Source organism: Streptomyces sp. SCPE 10, from assembly GCF_051980735.1.
Classification (GTDB): Bacteria; Actinomycetota; Actinomycetes; order Streptomycetales; family Streptomycetaceae; genus Streptomyces; species Streptomyces misionensis.
Window position 1 is genome coordinate 5795615 of record NZ_CP197069.1, and the last position, 14834, is coordinate 5810448.

General features: G+C 71.8%; 13 protein-coding genes and 1 pseudogene. 12 read left to right on the top strand and 2 right to left on the bottom strand.

All coding sequences use genetic code 11. From position 1 onward, the window contains the following. Positions 1–94: 94 nt before the first annotated feature. The 7 genes from ACSP97_RS26790 to ACSP97_RS26820 are packed head-to-tail and all read left to right on the top strand — an operon-like array spanning position 95 to position 7449. A complete protein-coding gene (locus ACSP97_RS26790; RefSeq protein WP_358677552.1) occupies positions 95–1087 on the top strand; it encodes a thymidylate synthase in 993 nt (330 codons plus the stop codon). Between the two features lie 26 nt (positions 1088–1113). After that, positions 1114–2979 (top strand): B12-binding domain-containing radical SAM protein, encoded by a 1866-nt coding sequence (locus ACSP97_RS26795; RefSeq protein WP_355524050.1) that lies wholly within the window; start codon positions 1114–1116, stop codon positions 2977–2979. Positions 2980–3002: 23 nt separating this feature from the next. Further along, positions 3003–3698, top strand: coding sequence for a hypothetical protein (locus ACSP97_RS26800; protein WP_355328499.1), 696 nt, complete (start codon positions 3003–3005; stop codon positions 3696–3698). Continuing rightward, on the top strand, positions 3695–4507 hold the full coding sequence (locus ACSP97_RS26805) for an HAD family hydrolase (RefSeq protein ID WP_382070476.1): 813 nt from the start codon (positions 3695–3697) through the stop codon (positions 4505–4507). Before ACSP97_RS26800 ends, ACSP97_RS26805 begins: the two co-directional genes overlap by 4 nt. Further along, positions 4504–5055, top strand: a complete 552-nt coding sequence (locus ACSP97_RS26810) for a hypothetical protein (protein ID WP_355524044.1) — start codon at positions 4504–4506, stop codon at positions 5053–5055. Before ACSP97_RS26805 ends, ACSP97_RS26810 begins: the two co-directional genes overlap by 4 nt. 50 nt (positions 5056–5105) lie before the next feature. Next, a complete protein-coding gene (locus ACSP97_RS26815) occupies positions 5106–6281 on the top strand; it encodes a peptidogalycan biosysnthesis protein (protein ID WP_358304189.1) in 1176 nt (391 codons plus the stop codon). A 49-nt stretch (positions 6282–6330) separates the two neighbouring features. Next, entirely contained in the window at positions 6331–7449 is a 1119-nt protein-coding gene (locus ACSP97_RS26820) for a hypothetical protein (RefSeq protein ID WP_435642878.1), read from the top strand. Positions 7450–7521: 72 nt separating this feature from the next. On the opposite strand, the gene ACSP97_RS26825 is transcribed toward ACSP97_RS26820, so the two are convergent. Then, entirely contained in the window at positions 7522–8421 is a 900-nt protein-coding gene (locus ACSP97_RS26825; protein WP_358304185.1) for a phytanoyl-CoA dioxygenase family protein, read from the bottom strand. Positions 8422–8533: 112 nt separating this feature from the next. On the opposite strand from ACSP97_RS26825, the gene ACSP97_RS26830 reads away from it, so the two are divergent. The 3 genes and pseudogenes from ACSP97_RS26830 to ACSP97_RS26840 form a co-directional block, all read left to right on the top strand. Next, positions 8534–9850, top strand: coding sequence for an MFS transporter (locus ACSP97_RS26830; RefSeq protein ID WP_440554612.1), 1317 nt, complete (start codon positions 8534–8536; stop codon positions 9848–9850). Between the two features lie 62 nt (positions 9851–9912). Further along, entirely contained in the window at positions 9913–11133 is a 1221-nt protein-coding gene (locus tag ACSP97_RS26835; protein WP_440554614.1) for an ATP-grasp domain-containing protein, read from the top strand. A 198-nt stretch (positions 11134–11331) separates the two neighbouring features. Further along, a pseudogene (locus ACSP97_RS26840) lies at positions 11332–11978 on the top strand (3-hydroxybenzoate 6-hydroxylase); the annotation flags it as partial. A gap of 143 nt (positions 11979–12121) precedes the next feature. On the opposite strand, the gene ACSP97_RS26845 reads toward ACSP97_RS26840, so the two are convergent. Continuing rightward, positions 12122–12514, bottom strand: coding sequence for a hypothetical protein (locus ACSP97_RS26845; protein WP_355149420.1), 393 nt, complete (start codon positions 12512–12514; stop codon positions 12122–12124). A 281-nt stretch (positions 12515–12795) separates the two neighbouring features. Here ACSP97_RS26845 and ACSP97_RS26850 point away from each other — a divergent pair, with 281 nt between their 5' ends. Together ACSP97_RS26850 and ACSP97_RS26855 are read left to right on the top strand one after the other, a co-directional pair. Further along, complete coding sequence (locus ACSP97_RS26850) at positions 12796–14004, top strand: sensor histidine kinase (protein ID WP_355524026.1); 1209 nt, start codon at positions 12796–12798, stop codon at positions 14002–14004. Then, positions 13992–14636 (top strand): response regulator transcription factor, encoded by a 645-nt coding sequence (locus ACSP97_RS26855; protein WP_355149424.1) that lies wholly within the window; start codon positions 13992–13994, stop codon positions 14634–14636. The genes ACSP97_RS26850 and ACSP97_RS26855 overlap by 13 nt, the downstream gene beginning before the upstream one ends. Positions 14637–14834: the final 198 nt, after the last annotated feature.

Here is a 14834-nt window from a genome sequence, read left to right on the forward strand (position 1 = left end):
CAACAAGCCACGATGGTTTGTCCGAGTTGACGCGAAGTGAACTTTTCGCCCATCCCATCCCTCGGGCAACTCTCAAAATTAAGGGGAACGCGGCATGGATGTTTTCCGTTCTTTTGCTGATGCCTATACCTCCGGTCTCCAGATGGTCCTCGACGAGGGAAGTGACATCCCCTCCGTCCGCGACCCGCTCTCGAAGGCATCCGACTTCGGCCGCAACGACCGCCCCTACCGCGAACTCATCGCCCACCGCAGCACCGTCGAGAACCCCACCTCCTGCCTCGCGGTCACCCCGCACCTGCCGGTGAACCTCTCGTACTGTTTCGGCCTCCTCGCCTGGTCGCTCGACGGCCGCAACGACGTGGAGACACCCGCGTACTACCGCCGGGGCGCCCACGAGTACTCGGACGACCAGCACACCCTCAGCGGCGCCTTCGGCCACCGGCTGATCACGGCCAACGGGAACCAGCTGGAGGAGGTCGTCGGCCGTATCGAGCGCGACCCCGCCCACCGCCGGGCCTTCGCCCTGGTCCTGGAGCCGCAGGACAACTTCCGCAAGTCGCGGGAGTACCCGTGCGCCGTCGGCGTGCACCTCTTCCTGAGGGACGGGGCCCTCGTCTGGCTCACCGTGATGCGCGCCCAGCAGGCGCTGACCGTGCTGCCCTACGACGCCTTCCTCTTCATGGGCATGCAGCAGTACGCCGCCGGTCTGCTCGGTGTGCCCGCAGGCCGGTACATCCACCAGGCCGGCACGTTCCACTTCTACGACAACGAGACCGCGCTCGCCCGGAAGATCGTGGACGACCCGGCGCTCCCGGCCGCCCTGCCGGCCTTCCCCACCACTCCGGAGGGCGCCCGCGAGGCGGCGCGGGAACTCGTCGACCTCGAATCCCGGCTCCGCCAGGCCGCCCAGGCGAAGGACACCGCCACGATCGACAAGATCGCCGCGACTCCGGCCGTCACCGACTTCGCGGACGTGGCGCGCGCCTGTCTGGCCACCCACGCCTACCGCAAGCTCGGCGACACCACCTCCCTGGTGACCAGCCGGGCCGCCGAGCCCGCCGTCGCCGAGCTGATCTCGGCGATCTGATCGCCCCGGAAGCGCAGGGACCCCACGTGATACTGACGGTTCGTCCACCCCTGGAACCGCGATGTCCCGACTCCGGCGCCCGGCAGGAGCTGGCAGACCGCCTCGCCCGCCGGCGCGACCTCTTCGAGCGGGCCGGCGACACCGCCACCCGCCCGGGCCGGGACCCCTACCTGTTTCCGATCATGGCCGCCCTGGCCCCCGTCGCCACCAGCCGTGGCGGGGAGGTCGCCTACCCCGGCGACCCCATGTGCCTGTACTCGGCCCTCTCCCTCACCATCGAACGGTCCGTCGCCCGCCTGGTGCGAGGGCTCCCCGCGCAGCCGTCGCTGGACGACGTCGCCGCCGACTGGGGCCGCTACCCCGACGACGCCTACCGCCGCGCCGAAGACGGACCGCGTTCCGTGCTCGTGGCGGACAGCCGCACCACCGACGGCCACGTCTTCGACCCGCGCATCTGGGACGATGTCGCCCGCGCGGCGTTCATCACCGAACTGCGGGCGCTGCGGCCCAAGGTGCTGCTGCTCAGCTCGGTGTCGGCCGGCCACCGCTACGCGCTGGAGATGGCCGAACTGGCCAAGGAGCACGCACCGGGCTGCCTGGTGATCCTCGGCGGCAGGCACGCCGACGAGACCGTCCGCTACCGGCACGCCACCCGCACGGCCGACCTGTCCTGGAGCAGCACGGTCGAGGTCATCCGCGACGGCCGCGCCCGGCCTGTGGTCGACTTCGTGGTGGCGGGCGACGGATCACCCCTCCTCGACCTGTTGTTACGAGCGGTCGCGCTGGTGGCCACCCCCGGGTTCGGCCCCACCCCCGTCGAGGAGGTCCTCGACGCGCTCGACCTCGTCGCCGCCCATGACGGGGGGACCAAGGGCCTCGGCAGCATCGTCGGCCTCACGGCGGAGGAAGCCGTGCTCGTCCCCGTGCAGGGGGAGCGCCTCGGCGCGGCCCAACTCCCCTCGCCGTACGAGGCGTTCTCCGTACGGGCCCGGTTCGGGATCTTCACCCGCGCGGGCAGCTCCCCCCTGGGCAGCCGCACCGCCCATGTGATGACGCTGGACGCCTGCCCCTTCAAGTGCACCTTCTGCTCCGAGAGCATCCAGGTGTCGCAGCGGCCCACCCGGTTCGCGGTGTCCGAGACCGAGCACGTCGCCCGGCGGATCGAGCAACTGGTCGACTGGGGCACGGAGGCGGCCTTCTTCGACGACCCCGTCTTCTGGGGCGGCAACTGGAAGGCGATCACGGACTTCTGCCACGAACTGGCGCGCCTGCGGGCCCGCCGGCCGGAGGTCCGGTCGTTCGAGTGGGGCGCGCAGCTCACCGTGGACGTCGTCCTCAACCGCGCCAAGGCGAAGGAGGTGCACGAGGCCCTCGACCTCATGAGGGAGAACGGCTGCACCTACGTCTACATCGGCATCGAGAGCATGGCCCAGCAGGTCATGCGCAACGTCGGCAAGAACCTGCTGCGCCGCAACCCCGAAGCCTGGGTGAGCAAGGTGCGGGAAGCCCTGACCACCATCAGGGACCACGGGATCCGGGTCGGCAGCTCGGTCCTCTTCGGGCTCGACGGCGAGAACCGGCAGACCATCGAGGAGACGATCGAGGAGATCGGCCGCCTCATCGACGACGGACTGCTCGTCATGGCCAGCCCGAACATCCTCACCTACCACCCCGGCACCGCGATCACCGCGGCACACGGGCAGGACCGGCTCGACTACCACTCGCGCAAGGACAACCGGCCGCCCTACACGTACTTCGAGGAGGCGTACCCCGAGGTGGTCTCCCGGCTCCTGGACGAGGACGACATCTGGTTCATCCACGAGGCCTCGGCCAAGCGATGGGGCAGCACCCGCAACAGCGCCGCCGAGTCGGCGGCCCCCATAGGCGCATGACGCCCACCAGCGGAAGGAATGGCGTGAAGGACCACGTGCTGGACGTCGACGAGAAGAGCTACTGGGGCCCGTACTACTCGTACTTCCCCGCCCTCGCCCGCTACATCCCGATGGGCGAGTACGTCCGCCGGGTGCGCCCGACCGCCTGTGTGCTCGGCGCCTCGGACGGCAAGTTCGCCCTTCCCCTGCTCCGCGCCGGCTGGAAGGTCGTCGCCGTGGAGACCGACGCGCTCTTCCTGAACGGGGGCGAGTTCGACCTCGTCGACGGCCACCACGAGGTCGTCGGCCTCCGGGAGCGGCTGGCGGCCGAGGGCCTCGCCGAGGACTGCACCATCGTGGAGCAGGACTACATGACCCTCCCGGCCTCGGGCGAGTTCCAGCTGGTGCTGGGCAGCGGCCTGTGGTCGATGCCGCCCAACCGGGCCCACACCCTGGAAGCGCTCATCCACCACGCGATGGACATGGTGGCCCCGCGCGGCATCTTCTTCGGCGAGTACCTGATCGGGCTCAACGACGAGGAACGCACCTGCGGTTACTACCCGCCCCGCGAGGAGATGGACCGCATCGTCGACCGCCCCGGCTGGCAGCTCTTCGAGAACGCCGACCTCGGCATCCGCGGCGAGAGCCACCTCGGTTACGAGGAGTGGCACTACCACCGGTACGCCGCCGCCATCGTGCACCGCATGCCGCTGCCCACCACCCCCGAATCGACCCCGTGACCTCCACGGACACCGCACCGACCGGCGGGCGCCCCCACCTTCCCGGGGGCGCCCGCCCGGCGGTCGTCGTCTCGGACCTGGACGGCACACTGCTGAACGCGGACGGAAAGGTCGGCGAACGCACCCGCCGGGCGCTCGGCGCCGCCGTGGCGGGCGGCGTGCACCTGGTCCTCGCCACCGCCCGGCCCGCCTGGTCCGCCCGGCGGGTGCTGCTGCCGCTGCGCGGCCTGGGCGCCTCCCTGGTCTCCTCGAACGGCGCCGTCACCGGCGAGCTGGACGACCCCCGGCCGCGGCGGGTCCGCGCCATGGCACCGGCCCGGGTGCGCGAGGCGCTCGCGCTCCTCGGGCCGGTGCCCTGGGCGGTGGACCGCCCCTCCGGACGGCTGCTCGGTCCCGACTGGCCGGACGTCCTCAGCAGCGGCGGCGCCGGCGCGCCCCGGGTCGAGGAGGTGCCGGACGACGAGGACGTCCTCTGCCTGATGGCCCTGTGCCCCGACCCGCCCCCGCCCTCCCTGCTCGACCCCGCCGGTCTGTGCTGGACCTCGTCGGACGCCGGGCTCGTCGAGGTGTCGGCGCCCGGGGCCGACAAGCGGTCCGCCGTCTCGTGGCTCCTGGACCGCCGCGGTCTCGACTGGAGCACCGTCGTCGCCTTCGGTGACGCGCCCAACGACCTGAGCCTGCTGCGCTCGGCCGCGACGGCGGTGGCGGTGGCCAACGCCGTTTCTGTCGTACGGTCTTCGGCGACGGAACTGACGGCCGGCCACGACGAGGACGGGGTGGCCATGTGGGTGGAGAGGAACCTGCTGTGAGTGAAGTGAACCCTCCGGGCAATCCGCCGGCGGGGAAAGTATGGATAGTCGGCGGGCCGGGCTGCGGGAAGTCGACCCTCGCGGGACTGCTGACGGAGCCCGACGCGCCCCCGGTCAGCCTGGACACCCTGTTCTGGGGGCCGGGCTGGACGCCGGTGCCACAGGACACGTTCCTCGCCGAGGTCGGAAAGGCGCTGGAGGCCGAACGCTGGGTGGTCGACGGGCAGTTCCCCGCCGCCGTCGCGGCCTACGCGCACACCGCCGACTGCGTGATCTGGGTCGACCCGCCGCTGTACCTCGCCTGGCCCCGGTTGCTGCGCCGCACCCTGCGCCGCTGGATACGCCGGGAGAAGCTGTACGGCGGCACCCGGGAGACCTTCTGGACCGTGGTCGGCCCCCGCTCGATCCTCTGGTACGCCCTCAAGGTGCGGGCGGAACAGCGGCGCGCCAACCACGACCTGTTCGTACGCCTGTCGGGGTCCGACGTGCGTCTCATCCGGTTCCGCGGCGGTGACGTGCGGGACCTCGTCGGCCGGATCGCCCGGTGATCCAGTCAAGGCCGATGGAACAATCCGCTTGTCAACGTCGGGAGTTACCCATGGATGTCCGCACCTACAACACAGTCGGAGCGTTGCCCGGCGCCGACTGGGACTCTCTCGCGTCCGGGTCCACCATCTACTCGACCGCGGGCTTCCAGGGGGTGCGGGAGGAAGAACTCCCGCAGGGTGCGCAGGCCCGTCACATCATGGCCCACGACGCCGACGGCACCGTCGCGGCCGGCCTTGAGGCGTACACCTTCACCCGGCCCCCGCACGCGTTGTACACGCCCGCCGACCTGCTGGCCGGGCTCGTCGACGAGGAGCGCCACGCCGCCGTCGCCTCGCGGCCGCTGGCGATCGGGGCGGGCTGGTCCGAGTTCCGGGGCCAGGTCGTCCACCGCCCGGACGCCGGGCCCGAGCAGCGGACGGCGGCCGTCGAGGCCCTGACCACCGAGGCCCTGAACTTCGCCAAGCAGGCCGAGGCGTCCGTGCTCGCCTACTACTACCTGCCGCGCGAGGACGCGCTCGACATCGCCCGCGCCCATGAACACGCGGGGGCCGTCCTGCTCTTCCACGACGTGGAGACGGTGCTCCCGATCGGGCTCTGGGACGACCTGGACGACTACTACGCCTGGCTCCCCGCAAAGCGGCGCCCGCGCGCCCGGCGCGAGGTGCGGACCTTCCGCGACAGCGGGCGCACCGTGCGCGAGGTGGCGCTGCCCGAGGTGGTCGACCGCATCGCCCCGCTCAACAGCGCGCTGATGCGCAAGCACGGTCACGACTACGGGATCGCCCGGGCCGCGGAGGTCTACGGCCGGCAGGGCCGGTACCTGGGCGACCGCAGCACACTGCTGCTGGCCGAGGAGGAGGACAGCCCCGTCGGCTTCGCCCTGCGCTACCGCCACCAGGACATGCTCTACGCCCGCGTGGCCGGCTTCGACTACGGCTACGCCAACAAGGCGGACTACTTCAACCTGGTCTTCTACCACCCCATCGCCCAGGGGACGGGGCGCACCACCCGCGCCATCCACCTGGGACTCGGCACCTTCGAGGCCAAGCTGACCCGGGGCGCCCAGCCGGTCCCGCTGTACACGGTGCTCGTCGGCGTGGACCAGCCCCTCGGCGCCGATCCCGACGCCGTGCGGGAACGCAACCGCGAGGAGACCGAGGCGTTCGGGGCCGCGTACGCGCGGCACGTGGTCGGCGGGCTCGACACGAAGGAGTGGCAGCTGTGAACACGTGCACCACCCCGGGGACCGGATGGTGCGTAAGGAGGCCCCGGCCGTGACCGAGACAAGGCACCTGCCGACGATCGGCGACATCGAACGCGGCACCTGGGACGCCCTGGTGCCCGCCTCCTGCTTCTACCAGAGCCACGGCTGGCTCGCCGGGCAGGAGCGCCCCGACTACGCCACGGCCACCTACACCGTGGTGTCGTCGGGCGGCGCGCTGCTCGCCGCCACCCCGTCCTACGACTTCCCCGCGGAGAACGCCCCGCCCCTCCCGCCGGTCGCCGCCGACCGCGAGGTGCTGCGCGTCGGCACGCGCACCGGGTACCACAACGAGTTCCTGCTCGCCGGGACGCGGGACGAACGGCGGCAGGCGTTGGCCGAGTTGGTCGAGGGCCTGGCGGAGCACGCCGCCCGCCTCGGCCGCGACGCCCTCCTCTTCGACTTCCTCACCACCGACAGCCTACGGCTGCTCGCCGGTCTGTTCCCGGTCCGGGCCCAGCTGCGCAGCGCCGAGGCCGTGGTGCACAACGAGGGAGGCACCTTCGAGTCGTACCGGCGGCTGCTCGGGCGCAACGTCCGCAAGCGCGACTACGAGGTGCGCAAGTTCGAACAGGCCGGGCTGCGGCTGGAGACGGCGCCGCTGTCGGAGTGCGTGGACGAACTGGCGCCGCTGATCGGCCAGACCATGGACCGGTACGACGCCTCCCTGGACCTGACGGAGATCCTGACGTTCCTCAAGGTCCAGGCCGAGCACCTCGACGGCCTCAGCACGGTCTTCCGCGTCGTCGACGAGGAAGGCGGGCTGGTCGGGGGGCACGTCTCCTTCGCCTGGCGGGAGATGCTCTACGCCCGGGTGGCCGGCTTCGACTACACCCGCACCCGGGACGCGTACGAGTACTTCAACGCCGTCTACTACGGCCCGCTGCGCCACATGGAGCGGCACGGGCTGACCACCCTCCACCTGGGCCTGTCCGCCGTGCAGGCCAAGGTCAGGCGCGGGGCGCGGCTCCACCCGGTCTGGGCGGCGGTGCTGCCGCTGCCGCTGGTCCGGGGCGCCGGCCTGACCCGTGACACCGCCGCCGACCAGGCACTGGCCGACTCGGTGCGGGCCGAGGCGGGCGGCGGGATGGACGAGGCGGAGTGGGAGCTGAGCCGGGTCACCCCGCTCTGACCCGCACGGCGGTCGCCGAGGGGTGCCGGCCGGCCGGCGCGGCACCCCGTGCGGGCCCCGGAGCGGGAGCCCTCACCCCTGGGCGGGCCAGAGGGTGGGGCAGAACTCCGGGTCGGCGTAGTCCGGCTCCCCCGACGGGGTCCGGCGCACCAGCGTGTCGTGCTTGTAGGGCTGCTGGCGGCCGTCGGAGTTGCGGTAGTGCCGGTAGGTGTTGGCGCCGTCCTGGAGGTGGAACGAGATCGCGCGACGGGGGTGAGGACTGCGGTTGGGGCCGCTGCCGTGGTACAGGAGGCAGTGGTGGAAGGTCATGTGGCCCCGCGGGATGTGCACGGGGACCCGCTCGATGGTGGCGCCGTTGCGTTCCGCGTCCCCTTCCAGCAGGTAGTCGCGGGCCACGTCGGCGGGGTCGCCGACCGGTCGCTCGGCGCCGTGGCGCCGCTTCCACCGGTGGCTCCCCGGCACCATCGTGATGGTGCCCGCCTCCTCCGTGCAGTCATGGAAAGGGATGAACGCGGTCAGCATGTTGTCGGACGAGCAGGTGGGCCAGAAGTATTTGTCGAAATGCCAGGAGACAATGTTCGACGTTTCTTCGGGGACCGCCGGCTTGTAAATGAGAGTGGCCTGGAACGTACGTATCTCCGATGTTCTCGCCAATCGCGCCGCCACGGCGGCGACGATGGGTTTACGGAGAATTCCGGCAATGGTTTCGTCGCGGTAGTGAATATAGTCGCTGTTGCGCTGGACCTCGCCGTCGGCGGGGGACCAGTCGGCCAGCCGGTCGGGTCGACTCGGCAGCTTGCGGTCCTCGTGACCAGCGTAGAAGCGTTCGCTGGCCTGGGTCAGCAGCTCGGTCTCCGCATCGCTGAGCAGCTTCTGCGAAAGATACCAGCCGGTTTCCTCGTAGCGCCGGACATCCTCGTCCGACGGCAGCAGGCTTAATTCCTGTTCTGTCAACACCGAATATTCCGACACCGTGTCCTCGTCTCTCTTGGTACCCGGCGGATCGTCGGTCCGGAACGCACCCTAGCGTATGGATGAGGCGTGTGCTAGGTTCATTCCCCAATTGGTGCGATCGAAGGACGAGATGGCGATCCTAGACGAGGAAATCCGGGTTCTCCTCAAGAAGAACAGGGATTTCCGGAACGTATGGACAGGGGAGTCGGCCGCCCATTTCGGGGCCCAGCTGACCAACTTCCTGTTGCCGCTGGTCGCGGTGACCGCCCTGCACTCCAGCGGCACCGAGGTGGGCCTCATCTCGGCCGTGCAGTTCGTCCCGGTCGTCCTGCTGTCGCTGGTCGCCGGGATGGTCGTCGACCGCCACCCGCCCCGCCGCACACTGGTGATCACCAGCGTGGTCCGGGGCGCCGCGCTCGGCTTCCTCGGTCTCGCGCAGGCCACCGCGGGGCTGACGGCCACCCATGTCGTCGTGGCCGCCGCGGTCATCGGCACCGCCACCGTCTTCTACGAGGTCGCCTACCAGTCCACCCTCCCCAAGATCGTCCCCCTGGACTCCATCTCCTCGGCCAACGGACTGCACCAGGCCACCTACTCCATCAGCCAGCTCGCCGGCCCCTCGGCGGCGGGCTTCCTGGTGGGCAGGGCGGGACTGTCGCCCACCTTCGCCGTCACCGCCGCCCTCTTCCTGGGCGCCGCCCTCAGCGGCTCGCTGCTCCGCGGCGTCCAGGCCCCCGGCGTGCCGCAGCAGTCGGCGCTGCGCACCATCGGATCGGGGCTGCGCTACACCTGGTCCCTGCGCACCCTGCGTGATCTCTGCACCCAGGCGGGTCTGTCCAACCTGCACGAGCAGTGCTTCCTCACCGTCTTCCTGGTCTTCGCCGTCCGCGAGCTGGGCCTCGGCGGCACCGCCGTCGGTGTGGCCATCGGCATCGGCAGCGTCGGCGCGCTGGTCGGCTCGCTGGTGGCCGCGCGCATCGGCGCCCGGATCACCGTGGGCCGGGCGCTCACCGGTGGAGTGGTGCTGGCCGCCGTGGGCCTGCTCCTCGTCCCCTTCGTGTCCGTGTTCGACCTCGGCGCCCTCGCGCTGGTGACCCTCCTCGCCCTCGCCTTCGTGGTGAACGGCTTCGGGGTGGCGCTCTTCAACGTCTTCGCGGTGAGCCTGCGTCAGACCATCCCGCCGGAGAACCAGTTGGGCGCGGTCACGGCCAGCTACCGGCTGGTGGCCCTCGGGACGCTGCCGCTCGGCGCCTTCGCCGGCGGGGCCCTCGCGGACGCCCTGGGACCCGGCCGGGCCATCTGGCTCGTCGGGGTCTCCTACCTGTGCGTCTCCTTCTGGCTGATGTTCTCGCCGCTGCGCTCCGCCACCACCCTCGAACAGGCCCAGGCGCTGGGTGTGCCGCCGGGGTCCGCGGACGAGGCCGGCGAACAGACCTCCGCCTCCTGACCGGCGGCGCGCCCGGCCGCACCTCCTCATCCCACCGCCTTGGACCCGGAAGCGAGAACGACGTGACTGCTGAGCGAGATGTCCTGATCTACTCCAAGCGCTTCGAGGGCGGGGTGCGCCTCGTCTCGCGCATGCTGTCGGACATGGGGCGCCGACCGATCCTGGTCTCCGACGAACCCGAGGACGTCAACCGCGACCACTGCGCGGCCCATGTCGTCGTCGACTGGGCGAAGGCGAGCCTCGAAGAGCTGGTGGCGGCGGTCGAGGCGGCGGGTGTGGTGCCGACCGCCGTCGTCAACTTCGTCGAGTCGCTGATCTCCTGGCAGGTGCGCACGGCGCGGCACTACGGGCTGGTCGGCGGGGAGGACGGCCGGGAGATCCTGCTGAGCAAGGCCCGGGTGCGGGCGGCCATGACGGAACGGGGCCTGTCCGCGCTGCCGTTCGTCGCCGGAACCGCGGCCGCCCTCGACGTCGACGCGGTCACCTCCTACCCCGTCATCGTCAAGCCGGACCAGGACTCGGGTGGTTCCCGGCTCGTCCGCCGTGCCGGGAACGCCGCGGAACTCCGGTCCCGGCTGAAGGAGTTGGCCGACTCCGTGGGCGCGGACACGGACGTCATCGTGGAGGAGTACATCGACGGCGTCGAGTTCTCGGTCGACGGCCCGGTGCTGGACGGCCGGTTCCACCCGCTCTTCGAGGTCGAGAAGACGGAGCACGACAACCTCCGCCACCACGACGCGGGACTGCTCGTCTCGCCGCCGCCCTCCGCGCATGTGCGCCGGGCCGTGGGCGAGCTGTCCGAGAGGGTCGGCGCGCTGTACGCCTCCCTCGGCCTGGGCGGCAGCTGGCTCCATGTCGAAGGGCGGGTGCGCGCGGACGGCACCTGCGAGCTGGTCGAGATCAACCCGCGCCCCGGCGGCCGTATGTACCGGGCGGCCACGCAGCGGGTCTGCGGCGTCGACCCCATCGACATGTCGGTGCGCATGGCGCTCGGCGAGCGCCTGGACGGCGCCCTGGCCGAGGCGGCCCCAGGCGGTACCGAACTGCTGGCCATGCTCCCCTTCGAGGCCGACCGCGTCGGCACCCTGACGAGGGCCACCTCCGTCGAGGAGCTGAAGCGGATCCCCGGGGTGGTGGACGGCTACCTGTTCGACAACTTCCGCGTGGTGACCATGGACCGGGAGAACTTCTTCGCCGAGGCCATGATCACCGCCGACAGCGTCGCCGGCCTCCACGAGATCGCCGAGCGGGTCCGCTCGGTCTTCAGCTTCGCCTTCGAGTGACGGCGGCCGTCCGGCCCGGCCTCTCCCGCGCGGTGCGGGGCGACCGCGCGCCCTGCCCGCACCCGGCCCCGGACAACGCCCCGGGGCCGTTCAGTCCTGCCCCGCCAGGTCCTGCTCCAGCGCGTGGGCCGCGGCCTCCAGCGTGTTGACCAGGTGCTGGAGGCGGTGGGGGGGGGTAGCGCACGCCGAGCATCGAGCCACTTCGTCCACTCCGGTCTGCGCGGGGGAGAACTGCGCAACCAGGTCGCCGTCTTCGAGTCGCCCAAGGCGTCGGCCGGCCGGGAGGACTGGGGCACGCCGGACGAACTCGACGCCGCCTTCGCCGGGACCTGCGACTTCGTGCGGGACGGCCTGCCGTTCATGTGGCGCGACAAGTGGTGGCGGATGTTCGACCGCGACCCGGTCATGAACCGGGTGCACGGCCGGATCGCGCTGCTCGGCGACTCCGCGCACCCGCCGCTCCAGTACATCGCGCAGGGCGCCATCATGGCCGTCGAGGACGGCTGGGTGCTGGGCGAGCACGTCGCCCGTCACCGCGCCGAGGACGGGAAACCGACTGGGACGCGGCGCTCGCCGCCTACGAGGCCGTCCGCCCGGAACACTGCCGCCGGGTGGTGACCACCTCCCGCGCCTGGGGGGAGCTGTGGCACCTCGACGGCGTCGCCCGCGAACAGCGCAATGTGCTGCTGCGCGCCCACGACACCCACGACTACTCGTTCGTGGACTGGCTGTACGGTCCCACGGCGCTCACGCCGGACGAGGAGCCGCCCATGTTCACCCCGATCCCGCTGGCCACGGCGGACACCGGGGACCGGCTCGCGGCTGTGGGAGACGGCGCGGCGTAAGCGACGCCGTGGCGGACGTCGCGGTGACTGTGCGGGGGCATTCCAACGCGCCCACCCCGGCCGGTGCAATGTCTGACGGGGGATCCAGGTCAGTTGGCCGGGGTGGGCGCTCCGAGAAAAAACCGGTCTGGTGGCTAAGGGCATCACCTCCTCTTCCGGAAGCCACGGACCGCCAGGAGCGCGCAGCAGACCGCCAGCGGCAGCTCCGCGGTCACGGCCGTGCCCAGCGCCAGCGCGAGTTCGCCGCCGTGACGTGCCGTCATGACGTCGAACCACGCGTCGGTGAACAGCAGCGGCGCGGTGGCCGCGGCGGCCAGCACGCCCCGGGGGTCCCGGCGTGCCGTCAACAGGCCGGTGCCGATGAGCGCACCGGCCTCCAACAGGTCCAGACCGACCCAGACCGCGGACAACTTCGTCGGCAGCAGGCCCGACGCCAACAGGCACAGCCACGGAAGGAGCGCCGCTCCGCAGGCGACCAGGCCGTAGCCCAGCGCGCGATGCCTGGCGAAGGGCTGGTGGAATACGGGGGCTTCCACCGGTGCGCTCCTCGAAGGGGTCCGGGGAGCGCCGCCGTCCGCCGAGTACCGGATGCGCGGGGCACATCCCGGTACCCCCACGCCGGAGCGGGGATCGAGGACAGTCATCGTCGGGCACTCCTTGTGCGGCCGTCGGGTCGATCTGACAAGGTCGAGCATGGCAGCGGGGCCGGGTCCGGATCAGTACAAGGGCGCACCGTCTTGGGGGTGAGGCCAGCTACACCCCAACCCGGAACCCTGTGGCATGGCTCCGCTGTCGGCCGGGGACCTACCGTGTCCGCATGCGTGTCTCCACCGCCTCTCCCTCCTGGCTGCGTCCCCTCAAGGGGGCCGGCCCGGCCACCGCTTGCCTGGCGCTCGGCGCCGTCGTGCAGGTGGCCACGCTGCTGCTGCTCGTCTTCGCGGGCGGCCCCGTCGGGGTGGTGGCCGCCACTCCCGTGCTCACCCCCATCCAGCGGGCCCGGCTGCACGCCTGCCTGGACCTGGAGATCCCGCCGCCCCCGAAGACCGGCGGCGACACCTACAAGGAACGGGTGCTGCGCTGGCTGCAGTCCTGGTCCTCGTGGCGCCAGGTCGGATACCACCTGATCGCCGCCCCGCTGATCGCCGTGGCCGGCCTGCTCACCCTCGCGCTGTGGGCCGCCTCCGCGGCCGCCGTGACCGTCCTGCTGTGGCGGCTGGGCGTCGGACCGCAGAGCTGGTTCCCGCTGACCGGCGGGATCGGGCAGCGGGTGCTCCTCACCGTCCTCGGTGTGGTGGGCCTCTGCGTGGCCGCGCCGCTGTCCAAGGCCCTGGTACGGCTGGACACGCGGGCGGCGAGCGCCTGCCTCGGCCCCAGCCGCGCCGACCAGCTGGCCCGCCGGGTCGCGGAGGTCAGCGAGAGCCGGGCCGGTGTGGTGGACGCGGCCGACGCCGAGCGCCGGCGCATCGAGCGGGACCTGCACGACGGCGCCCAGCAGCGGCTGGTCTCCATGGCGGTCAACCTCGGTCTCGCCAAGGCGACCCTGCCCGATCTGCCGGAGCACGCCCGGAAGGTGATCGACGAGGCGCACCGCGAGGCCAAGGAGGCGATCGAGGAGCTCAACAACCTGGTACGCGGCCTGCATCCGGCCGTACTCGACGACCGGGGCCTGGACGCGGCGCTGTCGGGCATCGCGGAACGGGCGCCGCTGCCCGTACGGGTCGAGGTCGACCTGCCGCAGCGGCCGTCCCCGGCGGTCGAGGCGGTCGCGTACTTCGTGGTGTCCGAGGCCCTGGCCAACGTGGTCAAGCACGCCCACGCCGCGCAGGCGGAGGTCTCGGTGGAGCGCATCGGCGACACGATCCTGATCTGCGTCTCGGACGACGGCGTGGGCGGCGCCGACAGCGCGGCCGGCTCGGGACTCGCGGGACTCGCCAAACGCGTCGCGTCGATCGACGGTACCCTCTCCGTGAACAGCCCTGTCGGAGGGCCGACGTTGGTGAGTGTGGAGCTTCCTTGCGCGCGGTGATTGCCGAGGATTCCGTTCTGTTGCGGATCGGACTGGTCAAGGTCCTGGAGATCGCGGGCTTCGAGGTCGTCGCCGAAGCCGCGGACGCCGAGGGTCTGCTGACCGCGGTCGAACAGCACGAACCCGACCTCGTCCTCTCCGACGTGCGCATGCCGCCGGGCTTCACCGACGAGGGCGTCCGCGCCTCCCTGCTGATCCGTCAGCGCTGGCCCGGCATGGCGATCCTGCTCCTGTCCCAGTACGTCGAGGAGCGGTACGCCGCCGATCTGCTGTCCGGGAACATCTCCGGCGTCGGCTATCTGCTCAAGCAACGCGTCGCGGACGTCGACGAGTTCGTCGAGGCGCTGCGCCGGGTCGCGGCCGGTGGTACGGCGCTCGACCCCCAGGTGGTCTCCCAGCTGCTGGTGAGGCGGCACAGCGATCCGCTGGACCGCCTCACCGCCCGTGAGCGGGAGGTGCTCGAACTCATGGCGCAGGGCCGCTCCAACGCGGGTATCGCGGAGCGGCTCGTGGTGAGCGAGAGCGCGGTGGGCAAGCACATCAACAGCATCCTGGCCAAGCTCGACCTGCCCAGGGCCGACGCCGACCACCGCCGGGTGCTCGCGGTGCTGCGCTTCCTCGGCGTCAGCTGACAACCCGCCCGCGCCGCACCCGGGTCGGTGCCGGCGGCGCACCCGTGCGCGCCACGGCCCTCGCCCGCCCCCGGCCGGTCCGCCCTCGGCCGGTCCGCCCCCGCCCGCGCCGCCCCCGGCCGGTCCGCCTCCGAACCGGCGGCCGTGCCGTATACCTTGCCGGCGGTGGCGGGTACTCCGTTCCGACTCGCGCCAATT

What these genes read in the sequence shown, in the direction of transcription:
- ACSP97_RS26790 (WP_358677552.1), top strand. Translation starts at nt 95, where the DNA reads ATGGATGTTTTCCGTTCTTTTGCTGATGCCTATACCTCCGGTCTCCAG.
- ACSP97_RS26815 (WP_358304189.1), top strand. Translation starts at nt 5,106, where the DNA reads ATGGATGTCCGCACCTACAACACAGTCGGAGCGTTGCCCGGCGCCGAC.
- ACSP97_RS26830 (WP_440554612.1), top strand. Translation starts at nt 8,534, where the DNA reads ATGGCGATCCTAGACGAGGAAATCCGGGTTCTCCTCAAGAAGAACAGG.
- ACSP97_RS26850 (WP_355524026.1), top strand. Translation starts at nt 12,796, where the DNA reads ATGCGTGTCTCCACCGCCTCTCCCTCCTGGCTGCGTCCCCTCAAGGGG.